Consider the following 26665-nt stretch of genomic DNA (forward strand, 5'->3'; position numbering starts at 1 on the left):
TCAAAAGCCGTCTGCTTACCTGGCTTTACTTTGAAATGCCAAATGCCATCACTCTTTAAGTGATAAAAAGGATTAATAATATTATTGGCATCGTTACCTTTTTTAAGTCTATCGAAGTGAGCATTAAAAGCTTCTTTTAACTTATCATTAATAACAAATTCATTCTTGATAACCTGACCATTTTTTATCAGATCGATTACTGCAAACAGCAAGCACACCTTATGCGGCTTTGGATAACCACTGGATCGATCAACATTTAAACTACTGAGTTTATTCTGATAAAAAGCATTGATCACTTATTTATTACTCCAATAAATCCAGATGTACTTTTAAATTAATTTAACGATCAACCCGCTTCTAATTCCTTTAACTTCTTACCATCTTTTGTCTTCCAGGCAATGAGGCCATTTGCTGCCCCACCATGAATCATGGTTGCCGCCAGGCTTGGACTTGTAAACTCATGCTCTTTTGCAAAAAACAATCAGTCATCCTTTTGAACTAAAATTCCTTTTTTATCAACGCCTCTCTTTGCACCTTAGCTCTCACTGCTGATTTCCTATCTTCTAAAATTGCTTCTGAACCTTCATATACCACAAAACCATTTTCAGTACGGTTACCATAGGCCGTCACATTTTTTATCTTACACACCAAGCGATTCTTAGCTACCTTATTACTAACACTAGGTATCGAAAATAAGCTCGTTCCCATTACTGGTAACAACTTTAAGATACGATCTAAAAATATATCCATTTCTGCTTGATCAGCTTCTGGCAAACGTGCCCCACTACCCTGATTATTTTGAATAATACCTTTACCCGCCCTATTGCCAATCTCAATTAATTTACCTTCAAGATATTTAATATGTGCCTTAGTTAGATTTTCATCTTTACTAACAAAGGCAACAACCTGATTCCAGAATTCTTTATTTAAATGCTGTTTTAGTCGCTTCGTAACCTTCTCAGCTTCACCCACATAGACAGAGAGTTCGCCAGAATCAATATCATTACCTATTAGAAAATAAACACCAGGACCTTATTTACTATTTCTGCTGCACCAAAACCATACAACCCGTTGTTTTATTTAAAATCTTATAAACCGTACATATTAACACTATACATTAACACTTGATTTTATAGAGTTTAGGAGCCATGATGAACAATAGACGGGTAAATCCTGTTATGTGCCTAGCATGTTCCCTTCCAGCGGTTGGCAAGAGTGCTTAGATTATGACATAACAGGGGCCGTCTTTTTTATGCCTGTCTATTTCCCTAAATACTCCGTTTCAAAAGCTATCTTACCTGCATAAAATTGATACCATTCAGTATCACTATGCTCATACTTACGATAAATACCCCAACAAAAAGAATCTACTGCTTGCAACCCTGAACTTGCTTTAGAGTCTTCATGATGAATGTATAATGGAATATTTAATGGTAATCGTCCTTCCAACTGATTAGCTAAATATTTATTAAAATCTTCAATTTCAACCTTATTCTTGCACTTATCTACAATCATAGTTACCGCTGGATTAACTGAACTCAAATCAACCTTTTCTAATATAAAATTAGCAAGGTAATTATAAAGTTTCTTCCTACCAGCCTTATTAGTTAAATAGTCATAAACATTTCTTTTATTAAGCACAACTGTATAAATAGCCCAATCCTGATTTTTAATATGCCTGTAAAAATATTGTTTAGTCTTAATAGAATCACTCGTTGCATGCAATTCATCAACAACTCGCTTATTCTTCTTTTTATGGTTTACTTTATTTCTTAGCGTTTTACGAACAGATGTTTTAAAACTTATTACAGCATCTTTGTTATAACAAACAAGCAAGGTAATTACGAATTTTTGTGATGGTTTTTTATTTTTATAATCAAACCCTAAATCACCTGACTCATCTAGATAAATAAACATTTAACATCCTTGTTAATCACGGTTCTGGTTTGCCAACACCTTCACATGGAGAATGTTGCACCTCTTTTATCAGTTTTTTGCCAGTAGAGGTAATCATTCCAGGTGTGCTCTGAAAAATATGAGCTTCACTCGTCCAGGTACAGAATAGCGTACAATACAAACCCATGTGTAACAAGGAGTGATATGGAGGTACGGTATGCATTCCCACGCAGAGCATGGGAACGAGGACGGGGAATGCAGAGCGTGGGAACGAGGAACCTTATGCGCGTGAATTCTCCATGCCAGACTAGCCTAATACCGCCCCGCCGCCTCATAAAAAAGACGCTCCAGAGGCGCATAACAACCATGTTTCATTGCATGTTCCATTGCTGCGTAATACATTGCTCTATTCTTACCATCCAGTATTGGCGGCATTAATCGGGCGTTCAGGCACTGCACCATTACCAGGGCGCGACCCACACGTCCGTTACCATCGCCAAAGGGATGAATCAAAATAAAATATGCGTGTGCCCTGGCAATCGCCTCAAGCGTAACAGACTGTGCCTCTTTGTAGACCCACCGGTTTATTTCTTCTGCAATATCATCCGGCTCTGTGGTTTGTACACCAACTAGTTGCCCCATGACACGTATTTTTCTGGAATAGAAGCCAGCATCATCAAAAATACCTCGCATAAAATCAGCATGCAAGGTCTTGATGCCCTCCTCCGTGATTAACATCGGCTCACCGTTTTCCACAATCCGTTGCCAAAGCTGCCTGTGCGTTATAAAGGTATTGAAGCCTTCATGAAAGGTCTGCCTGCTCATATTACCGGGCAGTTTTTTCTCATCAATAATCTTGTCAAAATCAGCCTTGCTAATATCCGTTTCAATCTCAAGCGTGCCATAACTCAAGCGACGCAAAAAGGGGAGAAACAGCGCCTCATTGTGCGACATATCATCCGGTAACAAAACAGGCTCAAAGGATTGTCCGGGGTTATCCCACTCAGGAATCAACAAGTGCCTGCAATACAAAACATCAATATTCAGACGATTATCGGCAGAGATCGAATCAGGCCTGCTGCGCCAATTGAGAAGTGTCCTGCGAGAAATGCCTATTGCTTCCGATAGTTTTGTCGAATACTTAAAGACTACCTGTAGCTGGTCAAGCTTATCTATATAACTGAGTTTATTGTATTTCATTGAAATCACACCCAATATTCATTACCTTTTTACAAGATAACAAATATGGGAAGTTATATCAATATATTGCTAATGACTTCCCATTTACATTCCCATGTAGAGTATGCATTCCCACGCAGAGCATGGGAACGAGGAGGCTTATGCCTTAGAAGATTCTTCAATGTTTAGCTCTTCCTTAAGCGTATCTACTGTAACAGACTCCATGTTTTTTCCTGTACGGGTCTCTTGCATGGCAGTTTGGGTCTCATCATTTGGCAAAACCACATCAAAGGGTAAGCCTCGCCTGTAAACCACCATGCTGGTGAAGATATTTACTGCATCGGTAAAATTAAGCCCTAATTGCGTCAATATCACCTTGGCCTCACTCAACTTTTCTGCATCAAGGCGCAAACTGGTTTGTACTTTGTTCGACATAATTAAGGCTCCCGACTTACCATATACTCAATATTATATACCATTTGGTGTATAAATAAAGGGTGCGGTATGCATTCCCACGCGGGGCGTGGGAACGAGGAGACAAAGACCAAACAATGGTGCGCAGTGCGCACCCTACCCTCTGGCATTCAAATATGCTCGCTCCGATACATCATGCCACGCCATAACCTGCTTCCTGAATTTTCGGAAGCTGTCATAGACCTCTTTTGATAATGGGTCGTTATTGGCAACATCGGCGACAACCTCATCGGAGATCTGACGCAGGCGATTAAGGACATCATCGGGGAATTTTCTGAGATCAACCTTGTGCTTATTGACCAGGGTATCCAGGGCGGCGTTGTTGCGTGCGGTGTATTCGGCGAGCATATCCTGATTGGCAACACGACTGGCATTCTTTACGATGCTTTGCAGATCTTTGGGCAGGGCCTCGAAGGCTTCCTGGTTGATAAAGGCCTCGATGCTGCTGCCAGGCTCGTGCCAACCGGGGTAATAATAGTGTTTAGCCGCCTTGTATAGTCCAAATGCAAGATCATTATAAGGACCTACCCATTCGGTAGCATCAATGGTGCCGGATTGCAGGGCGGTAAATAACTCACCTCCGGGTAGGGAAACGGGGGTACCCCCGGCGCGGCGCAAGACCTCGCCGCCGAGTCCGGGGATGCGCATCTTCAACCCCTTGAGATCATCGATATTATTGATCTGTTTATTAAACCAGCCTCCCATCTGCACCCCGGTATTGCCCGCTGCGGTGGGGATCAGGCCGAAGGGTTTATAGACCTTTTCCCACAGCTCCATACCGCCACCATAATATAACCAGCTATTCATCTCCTGGGCGGTAAGACCAAAGGGAACCGAGGAAAAGAACTGTGCTGCCTCACTTTTGCCCTTCCAGTAATAGGCTCCACTATGCCCCATTTGTGCCGTTCCTCTGGAAACAGCGTCGAAAACCTCAAAAGCTGGCACTAACTCGTTGGCACCATAGACCTTAACCTGGATCCTGCCACCACTCATCTCAACAATCTTTTTAGCCAGATAATTAGCTCCAGTACCGAGCCCTGGAAAGTTTCTTGGCCAACTGGTGACCATCTTCCAGCGGATCTTTTTGGCGGCATGGACAGCGGGGGCGGCGAGTATGCCACTCACTGCAAGGGCGCTGCCGCTGGCCTTCTGGATAAAGTCACGTCTTTTCATTAGATCTCCGTTGTATGGATCCCCGCATACGCGAGGATGACAAGTTCCTGGGGGTTCCGTTATTAAGGTTCGTCTGGTGCGTAGTACTCACCCTACATAAATACGCTACGCTAACCCGACCTACATGTAAATATTATCTACAAAATATAGATATTACCTCTTGCGTCGCAGTTAAATTGTGGCATTATAGTAAAAAATTAGGTTTAGCTCTTAATGCTATGATTAATAGGATAAAAAGGATTTTGCGAATTATATGCATGAGAATCCCTGGTCTTCATTATCACTGAGCAAAAATTAACTGAGCACACGCCTATGTTAACAAATAATCTCGACGGACTTCGCGGTCGCTTTACTCTTTCTATTATTGCGGGTTTTGGGCTATCAATGGCGGCGGGTATTGCTGCTGCTATCCTGTTTAAAGCTCTCTCGCTGCCGGTTTTAATGGCATCATTACAAAGCTCGATATTTCCGCTCTATGTTATTGCGACCGTGGGCTGGGCGGCTATCCACTTCTCACGCTACCTAGGGCCTTTTATCTCCTGGTTACACCGTCACCCCGAAGGCGGTACAGCACCAAATAACCTGCACCGCCACCTTGATCGCTTCGGGCGTGATTACTGGGGATTATTTCTGTTTTCCTCACTAGCAACACCGCTGGCCTGTTTGTTATCCGGGGGGGTCAGCCTGGCTGATATTGAGGTGACGAATATCATCTATTTCACCCTGCTACAATTAACGGCGGCGGTACTCATCGGGCTACCTGCCTATCTCGCAGCACAAGATCGCCTTGGTCAGATTGTGGCTCACATGGGTCTGCACAAGGTACAACTCAGCATCAAATCCAAGATCATGTTACTCGGCGGCTTTGTCCCTCTGCTCTCATATTCCCTGTTATTGAACTACCACTGGACTCAAACCGGTACCCTGGACAGTTCGCTACTTTATATATGGGCAACACTGGCTATCACCACCCTCATTATTACTGGTCTGTCGATTCAAGGCATGGCACAGGCTCTACGCCCGGTACAGATGATGCTCAGTCGTCATGGCGCATCAACGCGTAATGAACTGGCTCAACTACGTGCCCAGTCAACCGATGAGATTGGTTACATGACACAAACCCTGGGCAAACTATTTCGTCGCCTGGGCGATCAGGAGTCTCATATCCGCACCGTAATTGATGGTGCTGCCGAGGGTATTATCGTCATTGATAGCAAGGGTGTGATTGATAATTTCAACCCGGCTGCCGAACAACTGTTCGGTTATCTCTCACATGAGATTGGTGGTCGCACCCTGTCCTGGTTACTACCCGACATCTTCGGTAAGGATAACCAAAAACCCAGGGGCATTACTCAAGCCATCGAGACCGCCGGACATCATCGTAATGGTGATGCACTCTCAGTATCGGTGCGCGTTAGTGAAATGATGATTAGTGGCAAGCATATGTATACCTGCCTGGTCGCCGATATCTCCAAACGCAAAAGTGCCGAGAATCAATTAATGGATGCCGAAGCACGTTATCGGGATCTGGTGGAGACCGCACACGATCTGGTATGGAGTGCCGATGTGGATGGTAACTGGACTTATCTTAATCGTGCCAGTTATGCCATCTATGGTCTGGAGCCAGGACAAATGCTGGGTCGCCCGATGTCTGATTTTTATTCTCTGGATCATGCCGATGAAAACAATAAGGTGTTTGAAAGAATTACCCAGGGACATGAACTGGTGCAATATGAAACCGTGCATACCGATGCTAATGGCAAGCCTCATCACCTGAGTTTTAACGCCAAGGCACACTATGACAATGAAGGTAACATCATCCATATCAGTGGTACTGCACGAGACATCTCGGAACAAAAGGCCTTCCAGAAACAACTCGAATTCCAGGCCGAGCATGATGCCTTAACCGGTCTGTTTAATCGACGTTATTTTCAACAGGAACTGGAACGCACCGTATCACGCGTTGCCCGTAGTGGTAATCCTTGCGCCCTGTGTTATATCGATCTTGATCAGTTCAAATATATTAATGATACCCTTGGTCATGCCGCCGGTGATCAACTGCTGATTGAGATTAGTAAGCTACTAATATCTTATGTTAGAGAAGGCGATCTACTGTCCCGTTTTGGTGGCGATGAATTTACCCTGTTACTGTATAACATCAATGCCGATGATCTCATGCTGGCCGCAGAAAACTTCCGTAGCCGTTTTGAAAAATATAAATTCTTCTACGACAGCAAGAGTTTTAACATTACCTGTAGCATCGGCATGGCGGTCATCGACGGACAGACTAATTCCGCTGATGAGGTGCTTTCTCATGCCGACCTCGCCTGTAACATGGCCAAGACACAAGGGCGTAATTGCACCAATCTCTATAACCCCAGTCTGCGAGATAAAGACGGCATGGCTGAAGACATGGGCTGGGCTGCCAGAGTTCGTGAGATGTTGGAACATGATCGCTTCCAACTGGTTTACCAACCCATTTTTTCGACTGATGATGGTCAGGTGCAGGACTATGAGGTACTGGTGCGCATGGTCTGCGAGGATGGTGGCGTTATTCTGCCCGGTGGCTTCATGCCTGCTGCCGAACGCTTTGGTTTAATCCACGCAGTGGATCGCTGGATTGTAAAACACGCCATACTAAAACTATCCGAACTACATAACAGTGGTCGCCAGGTCGCCTTCTCAATTAACCTTTCGGGTAAAGCCTTTGAGGATGAAACCCTGTTACCGATGATTCGTGATCTGATTACAGAGACACGCCTCGATCCCAAATGGATTACCTTCGAGGTAACCGAGACCGCAGCGATTGCTAACATTAATGCCGCCACGACATTTATTCATGCACTCAAGGATATTGGTTGTCAGTTTGCGCTGGATGATTTTGGTTCTGGTTTCTCATCCTTTGCCTACCTCAAACATCTCCCTGTCGACAGGCTCAAGATTGATGGCGCCTTTGTCCATGCTATGGCGAATGCACCGGTTGATCAAGCCATGGTTCAATCCATGAATCAGGTCGCCCATGCGCTGGGCAAGAAGACCGTTGCCGAACATGTTGAGGATGAAGCCACACTCAATCTATTAAAAGAGTATGGTATCGACTTCGTGCAGGGTAATCATATCGGTATACCACAGAATTCACCCGAGGTGATCTCACTCGCCGGGTATAAAGAAAAAAGCCCGCTGGCTACGGTAGTAGCGTTACCATCCTCACGTTGAACTCTGTCGGGTTACGCTGCGCTCAGCGTAACCCGACAAAAACTACATCGGGGTAAGCTTGGCGTAGGATAAGACTAACCACTTGGCACCCGCATGAGCAAAATTGACCTGGGCACGGGCATGACTGCCTTGCCCTTCTAAACCGAGGATGACACCTTCACCAAATTTTTCATGATGCACACCCTGACCGATGCGTAAACCAGTCCCGGTATCCTCCAATGGAAAAGGAATGCTGGGCTGTGCCAGCACCTTGGCGGAATATTGAGCGGCCTTATTCTGCACCCGAATATTCTCCAATAAATCCTGTGGGATCTCGCGTAAAAATTGTGAGGGTCGCGAAAAAGATTCCATACCATGTAAACGTCTACGCTCAGCATGGCACAAGATGAGTACCTTACAGGCACGGGTCATGCCAACATAACAAAGCCGTCGTTCTTCTTCTAATCGAGCCGGATCATCCATCGACATACGATGAGGAAACAAGCCATCCTCCAGACCACACAAAAATACTAGCGGAAATTCCAGACCCTTGGCGGAGTGCAAGGTCATCAACTGCACACATTCTTCATTGGCTGAACCTTGTCCCTCACCGGCCTCAAGCACCGCGTAGGCAAGAAAAGCCAGTAGCGGAGTCAGGCCTTCAATATCTTCATTCGGTTCAAACTGTCTGGCGGCACTAATTAACTCATCCAGGTTTTCAATGCGCGACTGACCCTTTTCACCCTTCTCCTTACCATAATGTTCACGTAGGCGACTGATCTCCAGCACATGCTCCATCTGTTCATCAAGCTGCAGTTCATCAATACCTTGTTTCATCTGCTGCAAAATATTGAGGAAACCTGTCAGAGCCTTACAAGCACGCCCATTCAATATCTTATTTTCAATAATTGACTGTACGGCCTGCATCAACGAGACCTCATGTTGTCTGGCATAATCTCGAACAGTTGCCACACTGCGTTCACCAATACCTCGCGGCGGATGATTGACTACCCGTTCAAAGGCAGCATCATCATTATCATTCGCCACCAGGCGCAGATAAGCCAGTGCGTCCTTGATTTCTGCCCGCTCGAAGAAACGCTGACCACCATAAACCCGATAAGGGGTGCCAGCCTGTAATAATTTTTCTTCAAACACCCGCGACTGTGCATTAGAACGATAAAGGATAGCGACATCACTACGCACATTGCCCTGTTCCAGCCAGGCCTGTATGCGTCCGATCACATAGATCGCCTCATCATATTCATTAAAGGCCGCGTACACTTGTACTGGATCACCCTGTTCACCATCGGTCCACAGGTTCTTGCCCAGACGACCTTCATTGTGTGTAATCAGCCCATTGGCAGCCGCAAGGATAGCTGCGGTAGAACGATAATTCTGTTCCAGACGAACGGTCTCGACGGCAGGAAAATCTTTGGAGAAACGATGGATATTTTCAATCTTTGCACCACGCCAACCATAGATCGACTGATCATCATCACCCACCACAAATAGATAGGATTGCTTACCGGCCAACAACTGTAGCCAGGCATACTGTATGGTGTTGGTATCCTGAAACTCATCGACCAGAATATGCTGAAAACGTGACTGATAATGCGCTAACAAATCCGGGTGGTTCAACCAGATTTCATGCGCACGCAATAACATCTCGGCAAAATCAACCAGGCCACCACGATTACACAACGCCTCGTATTCCTCGTAGATGCGTACCTGTTGTTTCAGGAAAAGGTCTTCATGGTGATTAATGTGTGCCGGGCGTATGCCTTCATCCTTACGGCCATTAATAAAATGCTGCACCTGCCGCGCTGGCCACTTTTCTTCATCCAGCTCCATCGCCTTTAACAAGCGCCGAATCAATCGATATTGATCATCCGAATCCAGGATCTGAAAGGTCTGCGGCAACCCGGCCTCTTTCCAATGGGCGCGTAACAGGCGATGTGCCAGACCATGAAAAGTCCCCACCCACATACCACCCACGGGGATACCAAGAATTTTTTCGATACGACCACGCATCTCGGCAGCCGCCTTGTTGGTAAAGGTCACAGCCAACACACCATAAGGTGAAACATGCTCAACTTGTATCAACCAGGCGATACGATGTACCAGCACCCGGGTCTTGCCACTACCGGCACCCGCCAACACCAGCCGATGTGCCGGGGGCGCACTAACGGCCTCACGTTGAGCATCGTTCAGGGAGTCGAGTAGGTATGAAACATCCATCCATGTATCTTACCAGAATACACCGCCCGGAATGCAGGGAACCCGGCTTCTATGCTAAAATGCCTACAATAAAATGACTTTTAGCAGGATTTATAGACACCATGCCGTCACAAGCCCCTCACTCTATGCAAATATTTTCCCGACTCATCTTCTGGAGTCGCTGGTTACAAGCCCCTCTCTATCTTGGTCTCATCATGGCTCAGGGGGTTTACGTCTATCACTTCTTTATTGAACTCTTTCATCTGGTAGCTGGTGCTGCAAGCCTGACCGAATCAGAGATTATGCTCATCGTGCTGGCATTGATTGATGTCGTGATGATCGCTAATTTGTTAATTATGGTCATCATCGGTGGTTATGAAACCTTTGTCTCCCGGCTCAACCTGGAGGAACACCCGGATCACCCACAATGGCTTTCACATGTAAATGCCACCACCATGAAGATCAAGCTCTCCATGGCGTTAATTGGTATCTCCTCTATTCATCTGCTACAAACCTTTATTAATGCCGAAAAGATGGCCTATGAAACTATCATGTGGCAAGTGGTTATTCATATCACCTTCTTGTTATCGGCCATCGCCATTGCCTATACTGATCACATTATGACACGCACCATGATTGAATCCGGTAATGCCACACACTAATATAGTATGGGTGCCAACCTATGCATGCCTTATATTATTCATACTATCTGCAAACAACGCTTATAGTGCTGAAGCCAGTGACATTCTTGAACAAGAGGTCATTAATGAATCCACTGGAATAGCGGGCTGGATCATCAAGGATGACACTTTCTTCCTGGAACTCAATCAGCGCGCGCCTCAACCCATGCGTGGTTTTTTTGAGGGTCGTGGTTTTAATAGCAAGATCGCCGATCAACTGGCTCGACACTGCACCTTTCAAGTTCATATACGCAATATTGCCGAGACCAGCAGCAATAATGAAATCATTTCCGATATGGCGGATTGGCGTGTTATTCATAACAATCAGAGCCAACCCCCCATCCTCAAACAGGAATGGTTAAGCCGCTGGCAGTCTGCATCTGAAGAGATTAGCACCGCCGCACGCATCGCCTTTCGCTGGGCAACCTTTCCCAGCCCACAGGCCTTTTCTGCGGGTGATTTTAACTGGGGGCTGGCCACCTTTGGGCCGGCACCCGGTGAGCCCTTTGACCTTGAGATTCACTGGACGCTTAATGGTAATAAGCAACACTATCGAATCAACAACATGAGCTGTCCAATTGATCCTGCTGTGGAGTAACACCATGAAACGACATTTCTTATTATTGCTGTGTCTGATGATAGCCTCTTTATCCGTCTATGCCCGAGGCTATATTAAGAAGATTGATCCACCACAAACACCCCCTGGTTTCACCTTAATGGATCTTGATGGTGAGCCACACCAGCTCTCGGACTACCTCGGCAGTACGGTTATTGTCAGCTTCTGGGCGAGCTGGTGTCCCCCTTGTCGCAAAGAGATGCCTTCAATGGAACGGGCATGGCAACGACTCAAGGGTCAGGGGGTTCAATTCCTTGCCGTGAATGTGGGCGAGAATGAAGAAACCGTCTTTTTATTTACCGCCGACTACGACATCAGCTTTCCATTATTACTCGATCTTGATGGCAAAATTACTGAACAATGGCCAGTGCAAGGACTACCGACCACCTTTGTGCTTAATCCCGCAGGCAAGATTGTCTACCAGGCAGTGGGTGGACGCGAGTGGGATGAGCCTGAATTACTAAAACTGATTAGATCCTTAAAACCTTAAATCATAGAACGCAATGTATCAAGAATCTCTTCCGGCTCCATCCGCAGGGTGTAATTCTTTTCAACATACGCGGCTTTGATACTACCATCCGTTGCAATCACATAGCTGGCAGGTATCGGCAGGGTATAGGAATCATCACCATTAGCCGCAGGCACATTAATACCCCAATCAGCATACAGAGGACGCATCGCCTCATCCAGGCTAAATACCAAGCCATACTCTGTTGCCACCCGATTAGCTGGATCGGCTAATACCGTAATGGCAGGATCCATGTCCGTCAGATGATCGACTGTAACCTGAGCCTGTTCCGGTGAGATAAACACCAGACCGGCACCCAGATTTTTAATATCGCTCAAGGCCTCACGCAAAAACTGGAATTCAAGATTGCAAAAGGGACACCAACTGCCTCGATAAAAACTCAGCACCACCGGCCCTTTTGCCAATAGCTGTGACAAACTTACGCTGCCACCACGTATATCTTGCAAGGTGAATTCAGGTGCCTGTTCACCCTTACCCGGTGCCTGACTACCCACATCCGATGACAGCAAACGCTCCATACTTGCACCGACGATCTGCTTGACTTCATCCGGCAACCCACCCATAAAATCATTCATCAAGGCGGCACTTGCATCCGCATAGTTTTTGTTAAAGGTCATGATTATCGACTCTCTCTGAAAAAATGTGTTTTCCCATACTACAATCTTGTCAGGCAAATAAAAACCCTATATGCCATATTAAAATACGTTAAAATCAACGCATGACTCAAGCTCAAGATAATTTAGCTCAAGATAATTTTTTCAACAAAATTGAAAAGCTTAATGCGATTGGTATTGCCCTCTCTTCTGAAAAAGACCTGAAGAAACTAATGGAAAATATCTTGGTCGCCGCCAAGAGCATTACCAATGCAGATGGTGGCACCCTGTATTCAATGACCGAGGATAAAACCCTGAAGTTTGAGATCATCCATACCGATTCCCTGCAATTCAGTATGGGTGGAACCAGCGACAATCCCATTCCTTTTGCCGATCTTGAGACCCATAACGAGGAAAATCGGCCCAATAACCACCTTATTGCCTGTTGCTGTGCAAACAACAATACAATAATCAATATTACCGATGCCTATGATGAAGAGGACTTTGACTTCTCCGGTACGCGTGCCTTCGACAAAAAAACAGGTTATCGCTCCAAGTCATTTCTCACCATCCCGATGCAGAATCACCATCAGGAAATCATCGGGGTACTACAGCTCATAAACAAGCTGGATAACGATGGCAATATCATCAACTTTAATAAAGAGGATCAAAAATTAGCAGAGTCATTGACCTCTCAGGCCGCTATTGCCCTAACCAATAACAAGCTCATTGAAGAGCTCAAGATGCTGTTCGAGTCCTTTATCCAGTTAATTGCTACCGCCATTGATGAAAAATCCCCCTATACCGGGAAGCATTGCCGCCGTGTGCCTATCCTTACCATGATGTTAGCCGAAGAGGCTGATCAATCTGACAAGGACTACCTCAAAGACTTTCAACTATGCAAAAAAGAGCACTATGCCCTTGAGATTGCCGCCTGGCTGCATGACTGTGGCAAGATTGTAACCCCGGAGTATGTGGTTGATAAGGCTCAAAAACTGGAGACCATCTTTGATCGCATAGAGCTAGTCGATGCACGCTTTGATAATCTACGACAAATCAACGAAAACAAGCACTTAAAGAAGCAAATAGAGCATCTTGAAGGCAAAATCACGGAAGATCAATACCAATCATTCAAGCTTGAGCAGCAACAGCAATGTCAACAACTGGATTCAGACCAGGCCTTTGTCAGGGCATGCAATACAGGTGGGGAATTCATGTCAGCAGATGATCAGGCAAGGATTCAAGCCATTGGTCAATACACACTAACGGATGACTCTAATTTGCTGACCGAGAACGAGATTAAAAACCTTAATATCACCAAGGGCACCTTAAATAATCAGGAACGCGAGATCATCAATAATCACATGGCAATGACCATCAAGATGCTAGAAGCACTGCCTTTTCCGGCGCACCTGCAGAATGTCCCCGAATATGCTGGCGGGCATCACGAACAAATGAATGGTAAAGGTTATCCCAAAGGACTGCACCGGGAACAGATGTCGATACCCGCCCGAGTCATGGCTATTGCCGACATCTTTGAGGCTCTAACCGCTAAAGATCGCCCCTATAAAGATGGCAAACCACTGTCCGTGGCCTTAACAATTTTAGGGAAAATGAAGCAGGAAGGGCATATCGACCCTGATTTATTCGATTTATTCATCGAAAACAAAGTCTATCTACGTTATGCCGAAGAGCATGTCGACCCATCACAGATTGATATCAGCGAACCATCCGAGATTCCCGGGTACCCCTTCAACATGCCTGATCAGGCATGAAATGGTGCTTATAATGCAAGAATCTCTGGCTTCTTGCCAGAAAGGTAATCATTCAGACTAACGGTTGGCAGCTTAAGGCTATCCACCAGGGGATACATCTCACACTTCTCACAGGCGCGTAACATAGGCTGTGAACCCGCTGGCACCTTCCCTACGGGGCGATTTCTTAACTTTTGGCAATTTCCGGTTTGCATATAAGCCTGTTGCGGCACACAGTAAAACATCAAATCCTGGCTCAAGGTTCTCTCCCCATTATAAACTTGGTCATTATTCTTTAATTGCCAGCCTTAAAACGACTTTACTAGCAAAAAGCTTACCAAGTATACCATATTTTTGTGAAGATTATAATTCCATTTTATTTTCAGTGGGTTAGTACCCTATAATTAACACTTAATGGCTGAATATTGTGCAATTACAGAAAAATTGATCACAGGCAGCATATAAGTCACTTGCTATTTCAATATGTTATTAACAAGCAGGGCAGCAATCCCTTGTTTATAGGTGGTTTTTGCTATACTTTAGTTGTGAGGATTATGGATAGTCGGAAAATGGTCGTGTTAGCACTGGGTTCTTCGCCGTTCATACAATGTTAGCCATCTAATGATATAGCATTCACTTTTACTGGCGTACTTTCAATACGAGATTCCTTTAAGCGTTATGGCATGGATGGTAAAGAGAATTTTTGAAGGTTACTTTGACAATTTCACAATAGAACGCAATGGCTAATCGGGTAAAGTATATAGCCCCTGGGGTTTTAAGTAGTCGAGCCACGGAGCTATTGGCTGATTCTGAAGACAGGTCAAAGAACTTCGACAGATCAATATCAACAGCAAAACATCAGCCTTGCTTAATGATGCCTTGTAGTTTCAAGGCGCGAAGGTATTTTTGATACAGGTCGTCAAATCGTTTTTGTTCAGCAGGTTTCATGCTAAACTCCCCTATAATCATTAAACTCGGATAGGTAACAGGGGCTCAGTACGGAATGTGGAGTCTTACTACCGCGTAACGGCTTCGTGCAAAAAGCCGTGCGCTGGTTATTAAAAACGTTATGTGTTTTCGAAGAACAATTTCATTTTCGAACCGGTGAATTCGAATGTGTAAAGTTTAATATTTCACCAATTAACTTGAGAATATATTATGAGTAAAGGTACAGTAAAGTGGTTCGATGCAGGAAAAGGTTTTGGTTTTATTACTCCTGAAGATGGCGGTAAAGATCTTTTCGTTCATCATTCAGAAATTCAAAGTGGTGGAGATTATGCATCCCTTAATGACGGACAAGCAGTAGAATTTGAAGTAGGCCAAGGTCAGAAAGGACCTTGTGCTAACAAAGTTGTAGCAATTTAGTAATAAAAGCATAGCTTGGCCGGCGCAAACGATGCGTCGTCAAGCTGGCTTCCAATTATGTGTCCGAGTTACCCACAATTGGTATATATTTAGTATCTTATCAATAAAGTCAAAGGAGAGATTTATGGCTAAAGGTCAAGATTCAAAAAAGGCAGTTAAAAAGAAACCTGAAAAAACGTTGAAAGAAAAACGCGCAGAGAAAAAGGAAAAAAAGGTGAATAATCGATAGCCGTTACACGTAAAGGGATAGTTAGTAGTGGTATCGGAGCTGAGAAATGAATTCAAATAACCGTTTAACGTGTTTCTAAGGGCGGTATAGCTGAGAGCTTTCATGGCAATAAACATCATTAACGTACAGGTACGCAATAGTGTACAAGAGAAACTCATCCAGCAAATTAGTATGTAATTAGCAGTAAAAAACCTATTCCACCGTCACCGACTTCGCCAGGTTGCGCGGCTGATCGACATCGGTCCCTTTCAGCACAGCCACATGGTAGGAAAGCAGTTGTAACGGGACGGTATAGACTATCGGTGCCACGGCATCTGTCTCATCGACATCATCCACTTCAATAACATGAACGTAATCCTCTTCACTGATACCGGCATTTTGATCGGCAAAGACATAAAGCTCTCCACCACGGGCACGCACCTCTTGCAGGTTGGATTTCAGTTTTTCCAGTAGTGCATTATTGGGGGCGACGGCAATGACCGGCATATCGGCATCCACCAATGCCAATGGCCCATGCTTTAATTCACCGGCAGCATAGGCCTCGGCATGAATATAGGAGATTTCCTTCAACTTCAGCGCACCCTCCATAGCCACCGGATATTGCACCCCACGGCCAAGAAAAAGGGCATCCTGTTTATCGGCAAATCGTTCTGACAGGCGCTTGATCTGATCACTCAAAGTCAAGGTGTGTTCAATACGCGCAGGCAGGGCGATTAATTGCTGCACAATCTGTTTTTCTTTCTCCTGATCCAGACCATGATGCTTGCCAATCGCCACCACCATTAATAATAAAACCGTTAACTGTGTAGTAAATGCCTTGGTCGATGCCACGCCAATCTCGGGGCCGGCACGGGTCATCATTACTAACTCGGATTCGCGTACCAGTGAACTCTCAGGCACATTGCAGATTGCCAGGGTATGTTGAAAACCCAGTTTTTTTGCCTCACGCAAAGCGGCCAGGGTATCTGCAGTCTCACCCGACTGCGATATGGTAACGAACAGGGTGTTGGGGCGAACGACATGGCTACGATAACGAAATTCACTCGCCACCTCAATCTCACAAGGGACACCTGCCAACGCCTCAAGCCAATATTTTGTCACCAGACCCGCGTGATAACTGGTGCCACAGGCAACAATTTGTACCTGCTGTATTTTTGCCAGAATCTCGCTGGCCCCTGGGCCAAAGGATTCACTGAGTACACAGCCATTGCCGAGTCGCCCTTCCAAGGCATCGGCAATCACCCTGGGTTGTTCATGAATCTCCTTCATCATATAGTGGCGATATTGACCACGCTCAACCGAATCCATGGATAGCTCGGATACCTTTTCCTGACGCTCTACCTTCGATCCGGTAACATCAAAGACCTGCATGCCCTCAGGTGTAAGATCAACGATATCCCCTTCTTCCAGAAAGACAAAACGCTGGGTAACCGGGAGCAAGGCCGGAACATCCGAAGCTATAAACATTTCACCAATACCCACACCGACGACCAGAGGGCTGCCACTGCGTGCCGCAATCAGACGACCGGGTTCTGCATTACTGATGACACCGAGACCATAGGCACCCTTCAAATCCTTAATAGTAGCCTGCACAGCCGCGAGTAAATCCATTCCCTGTTGCTGATGATAATGAATCTGATGGACAATCACCTCCGTATCGGTCTCCGAGGTAAACTCATAACCCTGCTTGAGCTGTTGCTCACGCAACTCATCATGGTTCTCAATGATACCGTTATGCACCACAGCCACATTATTACGACAGACATGGGGATGAGCATTAGCATCAGAGGGTTTACCATGGGTTGCCCAGCGGGTATGAGCAATACCGGTCACACCTTGCACCGGATTCTGCTCAATCGCAGCCTCCAATTGTGATACCTTACCCGTTGCACGAACACGCTGAATAGCCTGCGCATTATTAATTAATGCCACACCCGCAGAGTCATAGCCGCGATACTCCAGCCGCCGCAGACCTTCCAATAATATCGGTGTTACATCACGCTGTGCTACTGCTCCAACAATCCCACACATAAACTTTACCTTTTTACCGTAAATTCGTCATTCCCGCGCAGGCGGGAATCCATTACAACCGTGGTGCGTGGTACGCACCCTACCCCTTGTTTCTACTTCAAGAGACAGGGATTACTCTTCTCTAACAGAGACCGTTGCCCGCAGGGATGCGGGCATCGAGCCTCGAACTCACCAAGCACAATCACTTCTTCTTAACCGGCCGCTTCCACCCAATAATATTCTTCTGCGATACCCGGCTAATACTCAACGTGCCCTCCGGCACATCACCCGTAATCGTCGCACCCGCACCCACGGTCGCCTTATCACCCACCGTCACCGGTGCCACCAACTGAGTATCCGAACCAATAAAGACATCATCACCGATAATGGTACGATGTTTATTAGCCCCATCATAATTACAGGTAATTGTACCCGCCCCAATATTCACCCGCTGGCCTATCGTAGTATCACCAATATAACTCAGATGATTAACCTTACTGCCACTACCAACATCAGATTTTTTAATCTCAACAAAATTACCCACATGGACATGATCAGCCAGATTCGCCTCCGGACGCAGACGCGCAAAAGGCCCGACCTTTGATGAGTGCCCCACCTTGGCATCCTCAATCACACAATTCTCCAGAATAATTACATCATCCTCAATGACTGAATTACGAATAACACAATTGGCACCAATACGAACATTGTTACCAATAACAACATTGCCCTCCAGAATGACATTGATATCAATCTCGACATCCTGACCGGCACTCACAATGCCTCGAACATCAATCCGTGCAGGATCACGCAAGGCAACCCCTGCCATCATCAATTCAAGTGCCTGCTGCTTCTGATAATAACGTTCCAGATGTGCCAATTGTCTGCGATCATTCACACCAAAGATCTCTTCCGGGTAATTCGGGTGTTCGGTAGACACCTCAATACCATCCGCCACTGCCATAGCAATGACATCCGTCAGATAATATTCACCTTGTGAATTGTTACTACTCAAGGCAGATACCCAGCGCTTCATATGCTTTGCCGGTGCCGCCATAAAACCAGTATTCACCTCGCTAATCTGCCGCTGCTCATCGCTGGCATCCTTATGCTCAATAATAGCCGTAACCTGCCCCTGTTCATTCCTGACAATACGACCATAACCAGTGGCATCATCCAGCCTGGCAGTTAATAGACCCATCGTCTTATCGTTACAGAGAGAATAGAGACGAGTAAGGGTGGCGTGACCAATCAATGGCACATCACCATAAAGAATCAACAGAGTATCCTCATCCGAGATGCCATCCAGCGCCTGTGCCACCGCATGCCCCGTACCCAATTGTTCCTTCTGTTCAAACCACTCCACCTCACGATGAGAGCTTGTATTAATAACCTGCTCCCCACCGTGACCATAGACCACACGAATTTGATGCGCACCCACCGACTCGGCACAATCAATAACATGTTCCAGCATGGGGCGATCCGCCAGTTTATGCAGTACCTTGGGAAGAGAAGAACGCATACGCGTACCCTGACCAGCGGCCAGTATAATAATGCTTAAACCCATAACGTCTGAATATTCCTCATTAATTGTATTATTTTATCAGCCTTGTAGCGACCAAGCATATACTATCTTAAGGAGGATTATCTATATTGGTGCGTGGTACGCACCCTACCGGGTGACACCAATCCTGGGTAGGGTGCGCACCGCGCACCATTAATCTGCGGTTAAAGGTTTTTTACCAAAACATAGATCCCCGCATTCGTGAGGATGACAAAGATGAATGCCTGTAAGCAGCCAGCCGATTTCGACACACAGAGATAATATGGGTTCGTGAAACGCTTCGAGGGGACACAGCAGATAAAGCCTGCTATGTCCCCGGTCTGTGCCAGCCTAAAAGCATACAAATAAAAAATTGCATATTTTCACAATAGTAATACTATAATGGTATTACATTTCTATTGGGTGGTAATAATTATGCGAGTCACGACAAAAGGGCAAGTTACAATCCCTAGAAATATAAGAGAAGTTTTAGGTATCAGCCCTGAAACAGAAATAGACTTCATTGAAGAAAATGGAAAGTTTTTTTTAGTAAAAACGGATGCTCCAGTGGTTAAAAGAAAATTTAAAAAATTTAGGGGTATAGCCACGGCAAAAATGTCAACCAATGAAATAATGGATTTGACAAGAGAATAATAATGAATGGCGTTTTTGTAGATTCATGTGTTCTACTCGATTTATTTACTGATGATCCAAGCTGGGGAGAGTGGTCAGAAAATATACTTGAACAGTATAGTCAGACAAACACTTTATACATTAACTCAATTGTTTATACAGAAGTTTCTATCGGTTTTAATAAAATTGAAGAAGTAGAAAAAGCAATTTCAAATCTTGGTATAAAAGTTTTAGAAATTCCCAGGGAAGCATTATTTCTCACGGGTAAGGTGTTTTTAAAATATAGAAAAAACAAAGGAACAAAAAATGCACCATTGCCAGATTTTTTTATTGGCGCACATGTTTCTGTAGAAAAGTTTAATTTAATAACAAGAGATATAAACAAATACAAAACATATTTTCCGCAGGTTAATCTTATTCATCCAGAGCATTAACTATGAGTGAATTATCAAAAAGATCGACGGTTTACTTTAAAGCTTGGGGGAAATTACCATTCGTATCGTAATACCTCAGATTACCAAGTACCTTATAATACAGGTTAGCCATCGATGAAACCGTTATAGTGGTAATTAATATGGCCGCACTTACCAATGTCTTTAATGTCTTCATTTTATTGACTTAAGAGATGGACTTAAACTGATTCCCTAACCATCAATATTATTATTTATTCCCAAGGCTGAAACACGCAATAATCATACCGATAATAATTATACTAGCAATATCAAGAAGTTACCAGTTATTTGAATTTAACAGATAAATCAAAGTGTAAAGTGAATCGACGATATTACACTATCCGAGGCTGGGTGGTTACAGACAGACAGCAGGGTGTTGGCCGCAGGGATGCGGCCATCAAGCCCCCAGGGATGGGTTCACGGCGGCCCTGATGAATGTCTGTAAGTAGCCAGCCGGTTTCGACGCACAGAGCATTAATGAGGTTCGTGGAACTCTTCGAGGGGACATAAGCAAGGCTTTATCTGCTGTGTCCCCTTAAGCACGTACCACAGGCTCAGAAATGTTGGCATGCGGGGATAACCCTGATGAATGCCTGTAAGCAGCCAGCCGGTTTCATCACACCGGGGGGTTAATGCAAACCAGGATTAGTAACAACGCCACTCTTTAGCTCTTGTTCGGTTGCCTCTCGAATGGACCCAACCTTGACATGAAAGTTTACTGTCTTGCCGGCAAAGATATGATTACCATCAACCGTCAGTGTATCATCATCAATCTTGCTAACATAAAAGGTGCGGCTTTCACCGTCCTCATTCTGCATCTCAACCTCGGCACCAATCTTACGGAACTCCTCGGGTACATTTTCAAGATCATCGGTAAAGGTTAAACCGGGATCATATTCCCCAAAACCATCTTCTGGAGCAAGACGCACATCAACACTATCACCTTCCTTACAGCCTTGTAAGGCAAGATCAACCTTGGCGAACAAACGGGTCTGTCCACCTTGCAGGTAGCTCACGGGTAGATCACTCTGTTCAAGGATCTCGCCATCCTCAGCACGAATGCTATAGGTGACGGAGATAATTCGATTTTTTGCTACACGTAGATTTGACATAAATTTAATACTATCTCATTAACTCAAGAGACAGGGATTGCTCCTCTTTAGCAGAGACCCTTGCCCGCAGGGATGCGGGCATGGAGCCTACATGGATGTATTCACGGCGTGTCTCTGATAAACAGGAGTGATTCATGTCTCGAACTTACCAGGACAGCCGTGGTTAATTATACTTTTGCTTTCTCTTTTGCCCGACGAATCGCATGCAGTTGTGCCGCAGCTTGAATCAGATCTGACTTCGCCTTGGCGTAATCAAAGTCTTCCTGCTTATCCGCCAGAATTTTTTCAGCCCTTTCCTTCGCCTCCAGTGCCGCCGCTTCATCAATATCCTTGGCACGCAAAGCGGTATCGGCTAACACCGTAACGACATGCGGTTGCACCTCAAGCAGACCACCCGAGACATAGAAAAACTGTTCCTCGCCATTCTCGGTTTGCACACGAACCTCACCCGGCTTCAAACGAGTCAACATCGGTGTGTGTCTGGGTGCAATACCCACCTCACCCATCTCGGCAGGTGCAAATACCATCGTTGCCAGGCCAGAAAAAATACCCGCCTCGGCACTTACAATATCAACATGTATGGTCATTGGCATCTTTACAACTCCATTACCCACTGCTTACAGGGTCTTTGCCTTCTCGGCAACTTCTTCGATAGAACCTACCATGTAGAAGGCCTGCTCAGGTAAATCATCATATTCACCCTCAACAATACCCTTAAAGCCACGAATGGTCTCTTTCAACGAAACATATTTACCCGCACTACCGGTAAACTGCTCAGCAACAAAGAAAGGTTGTGACAAGAAGCGCTGGATCTTACGAGCACGTGTGACCACCTGCCTGTCTTCTTCCGACAACTCATCCATACCCAGAATAGCAATAATATCCTTCAATTCTTTATAACGCTGCAAGGTACCCTGTACCGCACGTGCTACATCGTAGTGCTCTTGACCAACCACTAGAGGATCAAGCTGACGACTGGTTGAATCCAGTGGATCCACAGCAGGATAAATACCCAGCTCGGCAATATTACGCGATAACACCAGGGTGGCATCGAGATGAGCAAAGGTGGTCGCTGGAGACGGATCGGTTAAATCATCCGCCGGCACATAAACCGCCTGAATCGATGTGATCGAACCGGTACGGGTTGAGGTAATACGTTCCTGCAAAACACCCATCTCTTCTGCCAGGGTCGGCTGATAACCCACGGCTGAAGGCATACGACCCAACAGTGCGGATACCTCGGTTCCTGCCAGGGTGTAACGATAGATATTATCAACAAAGAATAATACATCACGACCTTCATCACGGAAGAATTCAGCCATGGTCAAACCGGTTAGCGCAACGCGTAGACGATTACCCGGTGGCTCATTCATCTGACCATAGACCAGTGATACCTTATCCAGCACACCACCTTCGGTCATTTCGTGGTAGAAATCATTACCTTCTCGAGTACGCTCACCAACACCGGCAAACACCGAATAACCACTATGCTCAACCGCAATATTACGAATCAGCTCCATCAGGGTTACGGTCTTGCCCACACCCGCACCACCAAACAGACCGACCTTACCACCCTTGGCGAATGGACAGATCAGATCAATCACCTTAATACCGGTCTCCAGCAATTCAAGACTACTGGCCTGATCAGCAAAACTTGGTGGGCTACGATGAATCGGCCATGCCTCAGCAGCACCAATATCACCCTTCTCATCAATCGGCTCACCCAATACATTCATGATACGACCCAGGGTCTTTTCACCCACAGGAACCGTAATCGCAGCACCGGTGTTGGTTGTCGTCAAACCACGACGCAGACCATCGGTTGAACCCATCGCAATGGTACGCACGATGCCATCACCTAACTGCTGCTGCACCTCAAGGGTCAGACCGGCCTCTTCAACCATTAGCCCATCATAAATATTCGGTACACTGTCGCGCGGAAACTCCACATCAACAACAGCACCAATAATTTCCACGACGTTTCCAGAACTCATGCGTGATTCCTCTTTCCTAAAATTTAATCTGTGTAAGCAACAACATTACTGCTTACCTGCGACTATACTGCCGCTGCCCCACTGACAATCTCAGAGATTTCCTGAGTAATCGCAGCCTGTCGAGCCTTGTTATAAACCAGTTGTAATTCATCGATCATATCACCGGCATTATCTGATGCCGCCTTCATGGCAACCATACGCGCGGATTGCTCACTGGCCTGATTCTCAACCACGCCCTGATACACCAGTGATTCGATATAGCGCATCATCAACGCATCCATCACCTCTTTGGAATCGGGTTCGTAGATATAATCCCAGTGATGCTTGAGATTTTCATCCTCTACTCGCTGTATCGGTATCAACTGCTTAACCGTGGGCGACTGCGTCATAGTATTAACAAAATCATTATGTGCAATATACAAGGCATCAATCCGACCCTCGTTATGTGCATCCAGCATCACCTTCACACTACCAATCAAGTCCTGAATACTGACCTGATCCTTAATCTGTGTCACCTTGGCAACAATATTGCCACCGTAACGCTTGAAGAACTGTGCCGCCTTGGAGCCGAATACAGTTAGATCAACCTCATAACCCTTAGCATTCCATTCTGCCATGGATCTGGCCACGGTCTTGAACAAATTGGTATTCAAACCACCACACAGGCCACGATCGGTCGAGACCACGATCAAACCCACGCGCTTGATCTCTCGTTCCTGTAAATAAGGATGATGATATTCCGGGTGCGCCAGTGACAGATGCGCCAATACATTGCTCATCTTTTCCGCATAAGGTCGGGAGGCCTGCATGCGTTCCTGTGCCTTACGCATCTTGCTTGCGGCAACCATCTCCATCGCCTTGGTGATCTTCTGAGTATTCTTGATACTCTTGATCTGGGTGCGTATTTCTTTTGCGCCAGCCATTATCTACCAGGCTCCATTGGCCATAAAATCATCCATCAAGGCGGTTAAACCGGTCTTCACTTCATCGGTGTAATCCGCTTCTGAATTGATCTTGTCCATCAAGGCTGAGTGATTGCTGGCCGCATAACTGTGTAGCGCAGCTTCATAGTCAACCACCTTGGTGGGTTCGACCTTATCAATATAACCCTCATTGACAGCAAACAGAGACAGTGACATCTCGGCTACACTCAAAGGCGCATACTGTTTCTGCTTCATCAGTTCGGTTACTCGCTGACCACGTTCCAACTGGGCACGGGTAATATCATCCAGATCCGAGGCAAACTGTGCAAAGGCTGCCAGCTCACGATACTGCGCCAGTGCCAGACGCACACCACCACCTAGCTTCTTAACAATCTTGGTCTGTGCTGCACCACCCACACGAGACACAGAAAGACCGGCATCAATCGCTGGACGAATACCGGCATTAAACAGATCACTCTCCAGGAAGATCTGACCATCGGTAATTGAGATCACATTGGTAGGAACGAAGGCAGATACGTCACCCGCCTGGGTCTCAATAATAGGCAGCGCGGTTAGTGAACCGGTCTTGCCCTTGACCTCACCATTGGTGAGCTTTTCAACCTCTTCCGCATTAATCCGTGCCGCACGTTCCAGCAGACGTGAATGAAGATAGAACACATCACCCGGATAGGCCTCACGACCGGGTGGACGACGTAACAATAGAGAAACCTGACGATAGGCCCACGCCTGTTTAGTCAGATCATCATAAACAATCAGCGCATCTTCACCACGATCACGGAAATATTCACCCATGGTACAACCGGCGTAAGGCGCGATAAACTGCAAGGCAGCCGATTCAGCTGCAGCCGCAGCCACCACAATGGTATGCTCCATCGCACCGTGTTCTTCCAGCTTTCTAACCACCGCAGAGATAGAAGAATTCTTCTGACCAATCGCCACGTAGATACACTTAATGCCGGTACCCTTCTGATTGATGATGGCATCAAGTGCCACCGCCGTCTTACCCGTCTGGCGATCACCAATAATTAATTCACGCTGACCACGACCTACCGGCACCATCGCATCAATGGCCTTCAGCCCGGTTTGTACCGGCTGATCAACTGACTTACGACTAATTACACCCGGTGCAATCTTTTCAATCGGTGCCGTCATTGTGGTCGCAATATCACCCTTACCATCAATCGGATTACCCAGCGCATCTACCACGCGACCCAGCAAGGCCTCACCCACTGGCACCTCCAGGATATTGCCGGTACAACGCACCGTATCACCTTCCGAGATATGCTTGTAATCACCCAGTACCACCGCACCGACTGAATCACGTTCCAGGTTCAGTGCCATACCAATGGTATTACCCGGCATTTCAATCATCTCGCCTGACATCACATCAGACAGACCATGGATACGTGCGATACCGTCGGTTAAACTAATGACCGTACCTTCTGTACGCGCTTCTGAACCGATATCAAAGTTTTCAATTCGACTTTTAATCAGTTCACTAATTTCAGATGGTTTGAGTTGCATTTACTATTTTCCTCTAATGGATCAGGGCGCTTGCCAAGCGATTAAGCTTGCCCTGTGCCGAACCGTCAATTACTAAATCACCTGCCTGTATAATGGCACCGCCGATCAATGTTTCATCGGTCTTACATTCCAGGTGTATCTCTCGTCCTAATTTAACCTTTAAGGCATTACATATACTCGTCTTCTGCTGTTCCGTTGCTGGACGTGCGGTAATCAATTGAGCATCAATAGAACCCGCTGCACGGTTACGCTCAACCTCATACAAATGAGCCATATCCGGTAACAATGCAATTCGTTGATTAAGCAACAATAACCGCACCAGGTTTAACCCCGCTTCAGGGAGATCATCACCCAATATACCACTGAACAATTCGAGCTTTTGCTCATTGCTCACCCGGGGATTACCCAGAAAGCTAACCGCCTCTGCATCGGCAGCAATCAGAGCCAGCCCCTGCAATATATCCGACCATGAGTCCAAGCTATCCGTAGACTGTGCCAGATCAAAGATGGCCTGCACATAAGGACGCGCAATGGTTGTATTTTCAGCCATAAA

The 26665-nt window shown here is 45.9% G+C and carries 26 protein-coding genes and 1 pseudogene; 8 read left to right on the forward strand and 19 right to left on the reverse strand.

The features are described 5' to 3' along the window. The 8 genes and pseudogenes from GXP22_07460 to GXP22_07495 form a co-directional block, all read right to left on the reverse strand. The coding region (locus GXP22_07460; protein ID NOX09305.1) for an HNH endonuclease at positions 1–296 on the reverse strand (296 nt) is incomplete at its 3' end. Positions 297–346: 50 nt separating this feature from the next. Continuing rightward, positions 347–481 carry a DUF4357 domain-containing protein gene (locus GXP22_07465; protein ID NOX09306.1) on the reverse strand — a complete coding sequence of 45 codons (135 nt, stop codon included), beginning with the start codon at positions 479–481 and terminating at the stop codon, positions 347–349. Positions 482–498: 17 nt separating this feature from the next. Next, positions 499–972, reverse strand: a complete 474-nt coding sequence (locus GXP22_07470) for a GIY-YIG nuclease family protein (protein ID NOX09307.1) — start codon at positions 970–972, stop codon at positions 499–501. A gap of 288 nt (positions 973–1260) precedes the next feature. Next, positions 1261–1917: a DUF3800 domain-containing protein gene (locus GXP22_07475; protein ID NOX09308.1), complete on the reverse strand. Its 657-nt coding sequence runs from the start codon at positions 1915–1917 to the stop codon at positions 1261–1263. Between the two features lie 16 nt (positions 1918–1933). After that, positions 1934–2033: pseudogene (locus GXP22_07480) on the reverse strand (type II toxin-antitoxin system YoeB family toxin). A 175-nt stretch (positions 2034–2208) separates the two neighbouring features. Further along, entirely contained in the window at positions 2209–3096 is an 888-nt protein-coding gene (locus tag GXP22_07485) for a hypothetical protein (protein ID NOX09309.1), read from the reverse strand. Between the two features lie 138 nt (positions 3097–3234). Further along, entirely contained in the window at positions 3235–3510 is a 276-nt protein-coding gene (locus tag GXP22_07490; GenBank protein ID NOX09310.1) for a type II toxin-antitoxin system RelB/DinJ family antitoxin, read from the reverse strand. Between the two features lie 135 nt (positions 3511–3645). Beyond that, positions 3646–4722: a TRAP transporter substrate-binding protein gene (locus tag GXP22_07495; protein ID NOX09311.1), complete on the reverse strand. Its 1077-nt coding sequence runs from the start codon at positions 4720–4722 to the stop codon at positions 3646–3648. A gap of 312 nt (positions 4723–5034) precedes the next feature. Here GXP22_07495 and GXP22_07500 point away from each other — a divergent pair, with 312 nt between their 5' ends. Then, on the forward strand, positions 5035–7938 hold the full coding sequence (locus tag GXP22_07500; protein NOX09312.1) for an EAL domain-containing protein: 2904 nt from the start codon (positions 5035–5037) through the stop codon (positions 7936–7938). Positions 7939–7980: 42 nt separating this feature from the next. On the opposite strand, the gene uvrD is transcribed toward GXP22_07500, so the two are convergent. Continuing rightward, the gene (uvrD, locus tag GXP22_07505) at positions 7981–10155 is read right to left on the reverse strand and encodes a DNA helicase II (GenBank protein ID NOX09313.1); all 2175 of its coding nucleotides are present in this window, start codon (positions 10153–10155) and stop codon (positions 7981–7983) included. A gap of 125 nt (positions 10156–10280) precedes the next feature. Between uvrD and GXP22_07510 the strand changes: the two genes are divergently transcribed. From GXP22_07510 to GXP22_07520, 3 genes are read left to right on the forward strand one after another with little or no spacing between them, the layout of a single operon-like run. Further along, positions 10281–10796, forward strand: a complete 516-nt coding sequence (locus GXP22_07510; GenBank protein ID NOX09314.1) for a TIGR00645 family protein — start codon at positions 10281–10283, stop codon at positions 10794–10796. Next, positions 10783–11412 carry a hypothetical protein gene (locus tag GXP22_07515; protein ID NOX09315.1) on the forward strand — a complete coding sequence of 210 codons (630 nt, stop codon included), beginning with the start codon at positions 10783–10785 and terminating at the stop codon, positions 11410–11412. Before GXP22_07510 ends, GXP22_07515 begins: the two co-directional genes overlap by 14 nt. Before the next feature lie 4 nt (positions 11413–11416). Next, positions 11417–11920 carry a TlpA family protein disulfide reductase gene (locus GXP22_07520; protein ID NOX09316.1) on the forward strand — a complete coding sequence of 168 codons (504 nt, stop codon included), beginning with the start codon at positions 11417–11419 and terminating at the stop codon, positions 11918–11920. On the opposite strand, the gene GXP22_07525 is transcribed toward GXP22_07520, so the two are convergent. Continuing rightward, the gene (locus GXP22_07525) at positions 11917–12576 is read right to left on the reverse strand and encodes an AhpC/TSA family protein (GenBank protein ID NOX09317.1); all 660 of its coding nucleotides are present in this window, start codon (positions 12574–12576) and stop codon (positions 11917–11919) included. The genes GXP22_07520 and GXP22_07525 overlap by 4 nt on opposite strands. Positions 12577–12677: 101 nt before the next feature. Between GXP22_07525 and GXP22_07530 the strand changes: the two genes are divergently transcribed. Beyond that, positions 12678–14327: a GAF domain-containing protein gene (locus GXP22_07530; GenBank protein NOX09318.1), complete on the forward strand. Its 1650-nt coding sequence runs from the start codon at positions 12678–12680 to the stop codon at positions 14325–14327. A gap of 8 nt (positions 14328–14335) precedes the next feature. Here GXP22_07530 and GXP22_07535 read toward each other — a convergent pair whose 3' ends face one another. Further along, positions 14336–14566, reverse strand: a complete 231-nt coding sequence (locus GXP22_07535) for a hypothetical protein (GenBank protein ID NOX09319.1) — start codon at positions 14564–14566, stop codon at positions 14336–14338. Positions 14567–15464: 898 nt separating this feature from the next. Between GXP22_07535 and GXP22_07540 the strand changes: the two genes are divergently transcribed. Then, positions 15465–15671, forward strand: a complete 207-nt coding sequence (locus tag GXP22_07540; protein NOX09320.1) for a cold-shock protein — start codon at positions 15465–15467, stop codon at positions 15669–15671. A gap of 421 nt (positions 15672–16092) precedes the next feature. Here GXP22_07540 and glmS read toward each other — a convergent pair whose 3' ends face one another. Continuing rightward, the gene (glmS, locus tag GXP22_07545) at positions 16093–17931 is read right to left on the reverse strand and encodes a glutamine--fructose-6-phosphate transaminase (isomerizing) (protein NOX09321.1); all 1839 of its coding nucleotides are present in this window, start codon (positions 17929–17931) and stop codon (positions 16093–16095) included. A gap of 181 nt (positions 17932–18112) precedes the next feature. Beyond that, the gene (gene glmU / locus GXP22_07550) at positions 18113–19477 is read right to left on the reverse strand and encodes a UDP-N-acetylglucosamine diphosphorylase/glucosamine-1-phosphate N-acetyltransferase (protein ID NOX09322.1); all 1365 of its coding nucleotides are present in this window, start codon (positions 19475–19477) and stop codon (positions 18113–18115) included. Positions 19478–19888: 411 nt separating this feature from the next. On the opposite strand from glmU, the gene GXP22_07555 reads away from it, so the two are divergent. After that, on the forward strand, positions 19889–20107 hold the full coding sequence (locus GXP22_07555) for an AbrB/MazE/SpoVT family DNA-binding domain-containing protein (protein ID NOX09323.1): 219 nt from the start codon (positions 19889–19891) through the stop codon (positions 20105–20107). Between the two features lie 2 nt (positions 20108–20109). Then, a complete protein-coding gene (locus tag GXP22_07560; protein NOX09324.1) occupies positions 20110–20520 on the forward strand; it encodes a PIN domain-containing protein in 411 nt (136 codons plus the stop codon). Positions 20521–21167: 647 nt separating this feature from the next. Here the strand turns inward: GXP22_07560 and GXP22_07565 are convergent. From GXP22_07565 to GXP22_07590, 6 genes are all read right to left on the reverse strand, one after another. Further along, positions 21168–21650, reverse strand: a complete 483-nt coding sequence (locus GXP22_07565) for a peptidylprolyl isomerase (protein NOX09325.1) — start codon at positions 21648–21650, stop codon at positions 21168–21170. Positions 21651–21817: 167 nt separating this feature from the next. After that, the gene (locus GXP22_07570; protein ID NOX09326.1) at positions 21818–22243 is read right to left on the reverse strand and encodes a F0F1 ATP synthase subunit epsilon; all 426 of its coding nucleotides are present in this window, start codon (positions 22241–22243) and stop codon (positions 21818–21820) included. A 24-nt stretch (positions 22244–22267) separates the two neighbouring features. Next, on the reverse strand, positions 22268–23644 hold the full coding sequence (gene atpD / locus GXP22_07575) for a F0F1 ATP synthase subunit beta (protein ID NOX09327.1): 1377 nt from the start codon (positions 23642–23644) through the stop codon (positions 22268–22270). 62 nt (positions 23645–23706) lie between these two features. Further along, entirely contained in the window at positions 23707–24567 is an 861-nt protein-coding gene (atpG, locus tag GXP22_07580) for a F0F1 ATP synthase subunit gamma (GenBank protein NOX09328.1), read from the reverse strand. A 3-nt stretch (positions 24568–24570) separates the two neighbouring features. Beyond that, entirely contained in the window at positions 24571–26112 is a 1542-nt protein-coding gene (locus GXP22_07585; protein ID NOX09329.1) for a F0F1 ATP synthase subunit alpha, read from the reverse strand. A 13-nt stretch (positions 26113–26125) separates the two neighbouring features. Next, complete coding sequence (locus GXP22_07590; protein ID NOX09330.1) at positions 26126–26662, reverse strand: F0F1 ATP synthase subunit delta; 537 nt, start codon at positions 26660–26662, stop codon at positions 26126–26128. Positions 26663–26665 lie beyond the last annotated feature (3 nt).

This window comes from Gammaproteobacteria bacterium (assembly GCA_013151035.1).
Lineage (GTDB): Bacteria > Pseudomonadota > Gammaproteobacteria > JAADJB01 > JAADJB01 > JAADJB01.

Coding starts and splice junctions, on each gene's coding strand:
- GXP22_07565 (NOX09325.1), bottom strand. CDS start 21,650: ATGTCAAATCTACGTGTAGCAAAAAATCGAATTATCTCCGTCACCTAT.
- atpG (NOX09328.1), bottom strand. CDS start 24,567: ATGGCTGGCGCAAAAGAAATACGCACCCAGATCAAGAGTATCAAGAAT.
- GXP22_07520 (NOX09316.1), top strand. CDS start 11,417: ATGAAACGACATTTCTTATTATTGCTGTGTCTGATGATAGCCTCTTTA.
- GXP22_07560 (NOX09324.1), top strand. CDS start 20,110: ATGAATGGCGTTTTTGTAGATTCATGTGTTCTACTCGATTTATTTACT.
- GXP22_07525 (NOX09317.1), bottom strand. CDS start 12,576: ATGACCTTTAACAAAAACTATGCGGATGCAAGTGCCGCCTTGATGAAT.
- GXP22_07555 (NOX09323.1), top strand. CDS start 19,889: ATGCGAGTCACGACAAAAGGGCAAGTTACAATCCCTAGAAATATAAGA.
- atpD (NOX09327.1), bottom strand. CDS start 23,644: ATGAGTTCTGGAAACGTCGTGGAAATTATTGGTGCTGTTGTTGATGTG.
- GXP22_07530 (NOX09318.1), top strand. CDS start 12,678: ATGACTCAAGCTCAAGATAATTTAGCTCAAGATAATTTTTTCAACAAA.
- uvrD (NOX09313.1), bottom strand. CDS start 10,155: ATGGATGTTTCATACCTACTCGACTCCCTGAACGATGCTCAACGTGAG.
- GXP22_07540 (NOX09320.1), top strand. CDS start 15,465: ATGAGTAAAGGTACAGTAAAGTGGTTCGATGCAGGAAAAGGTTTTGGT.
- GXP22_07485 (NOX09309.1), bottom strand. CDS start 3,096: ATGAAATACAATAAACTCAGTTATATAGATAAGCTTGACCAGCTACAG.
- GXP22_07500 (NOX09312.1), top strand. CDS start 5,035: ATGTTAACAAATAATCTCGACGGACTTCGCGGTCGCTTTACTCTTTCT.
- GXP22_07515 (NOX09315.1), top strand. CDS start 10,783: ATGCCACACACTAATATAGTATGGGTGCCAACCTATGCATGCCTTATA.
- GXP22_07475 (NOX09308.1), bottom strand. CDS start 1,917: ATGTTTATTTATCTAGATGAGTCAGGTGATTTAGGGTTTGATTATAAA.
- glmU (NOX09322.1), bottom strand. CDS start 19,477: ATGGGTTTAAGCATTATTATACTGGCCGCTGGTCAGGGTACGCGTATG.
- GXP22_07585 (NOX09329.1), bottom strand. CDS start 26,112: ATGCAACTCAAACCATCTGAAATTAGTGAACTGATTAAAAGTCGAATT.
- GXP22_07590 (NOX09330.1), bottom strand. CDS start 26,662: ATGGCTGAAAATACAACCATTGCGCGTCCTTATGTGCAGGCCATCTTT.
- glmS (NOX09321.1), bottom strand. CDS start 17,931: ATGTGTGGGATTGTTGGAGCAGTAGCACAGCGTGATGTAACACCGATA.
- GXP22_07490 (NOX09310.1), bottom strand. CDS start 3,510: ATGTCGAACAAAGTACAAACCAGTTTGCGCCTTGATGCAGAAAAGTTG.
- GXP22_07510 (NOX09314.1), top strand. CDS start 10,281: ATGCAAATATTTTCCCGACTCATCTTCTGGAGTCGCTGGTTACAAGCC.
- GXP22_07495 (NOX09311.1), bottom strand. CDS start 4,722: ATGAAAAGACGTGACTTTATCCAGAAGGCCAGCGGCAGCGCCCTTGCA.
- GXP22_07570 (NOX09326.1), bottom strand. CDS start 22,243: ATGCCAATGACCATACATGTTGATATTGTAAGTGCCGAGGCGGGTATT.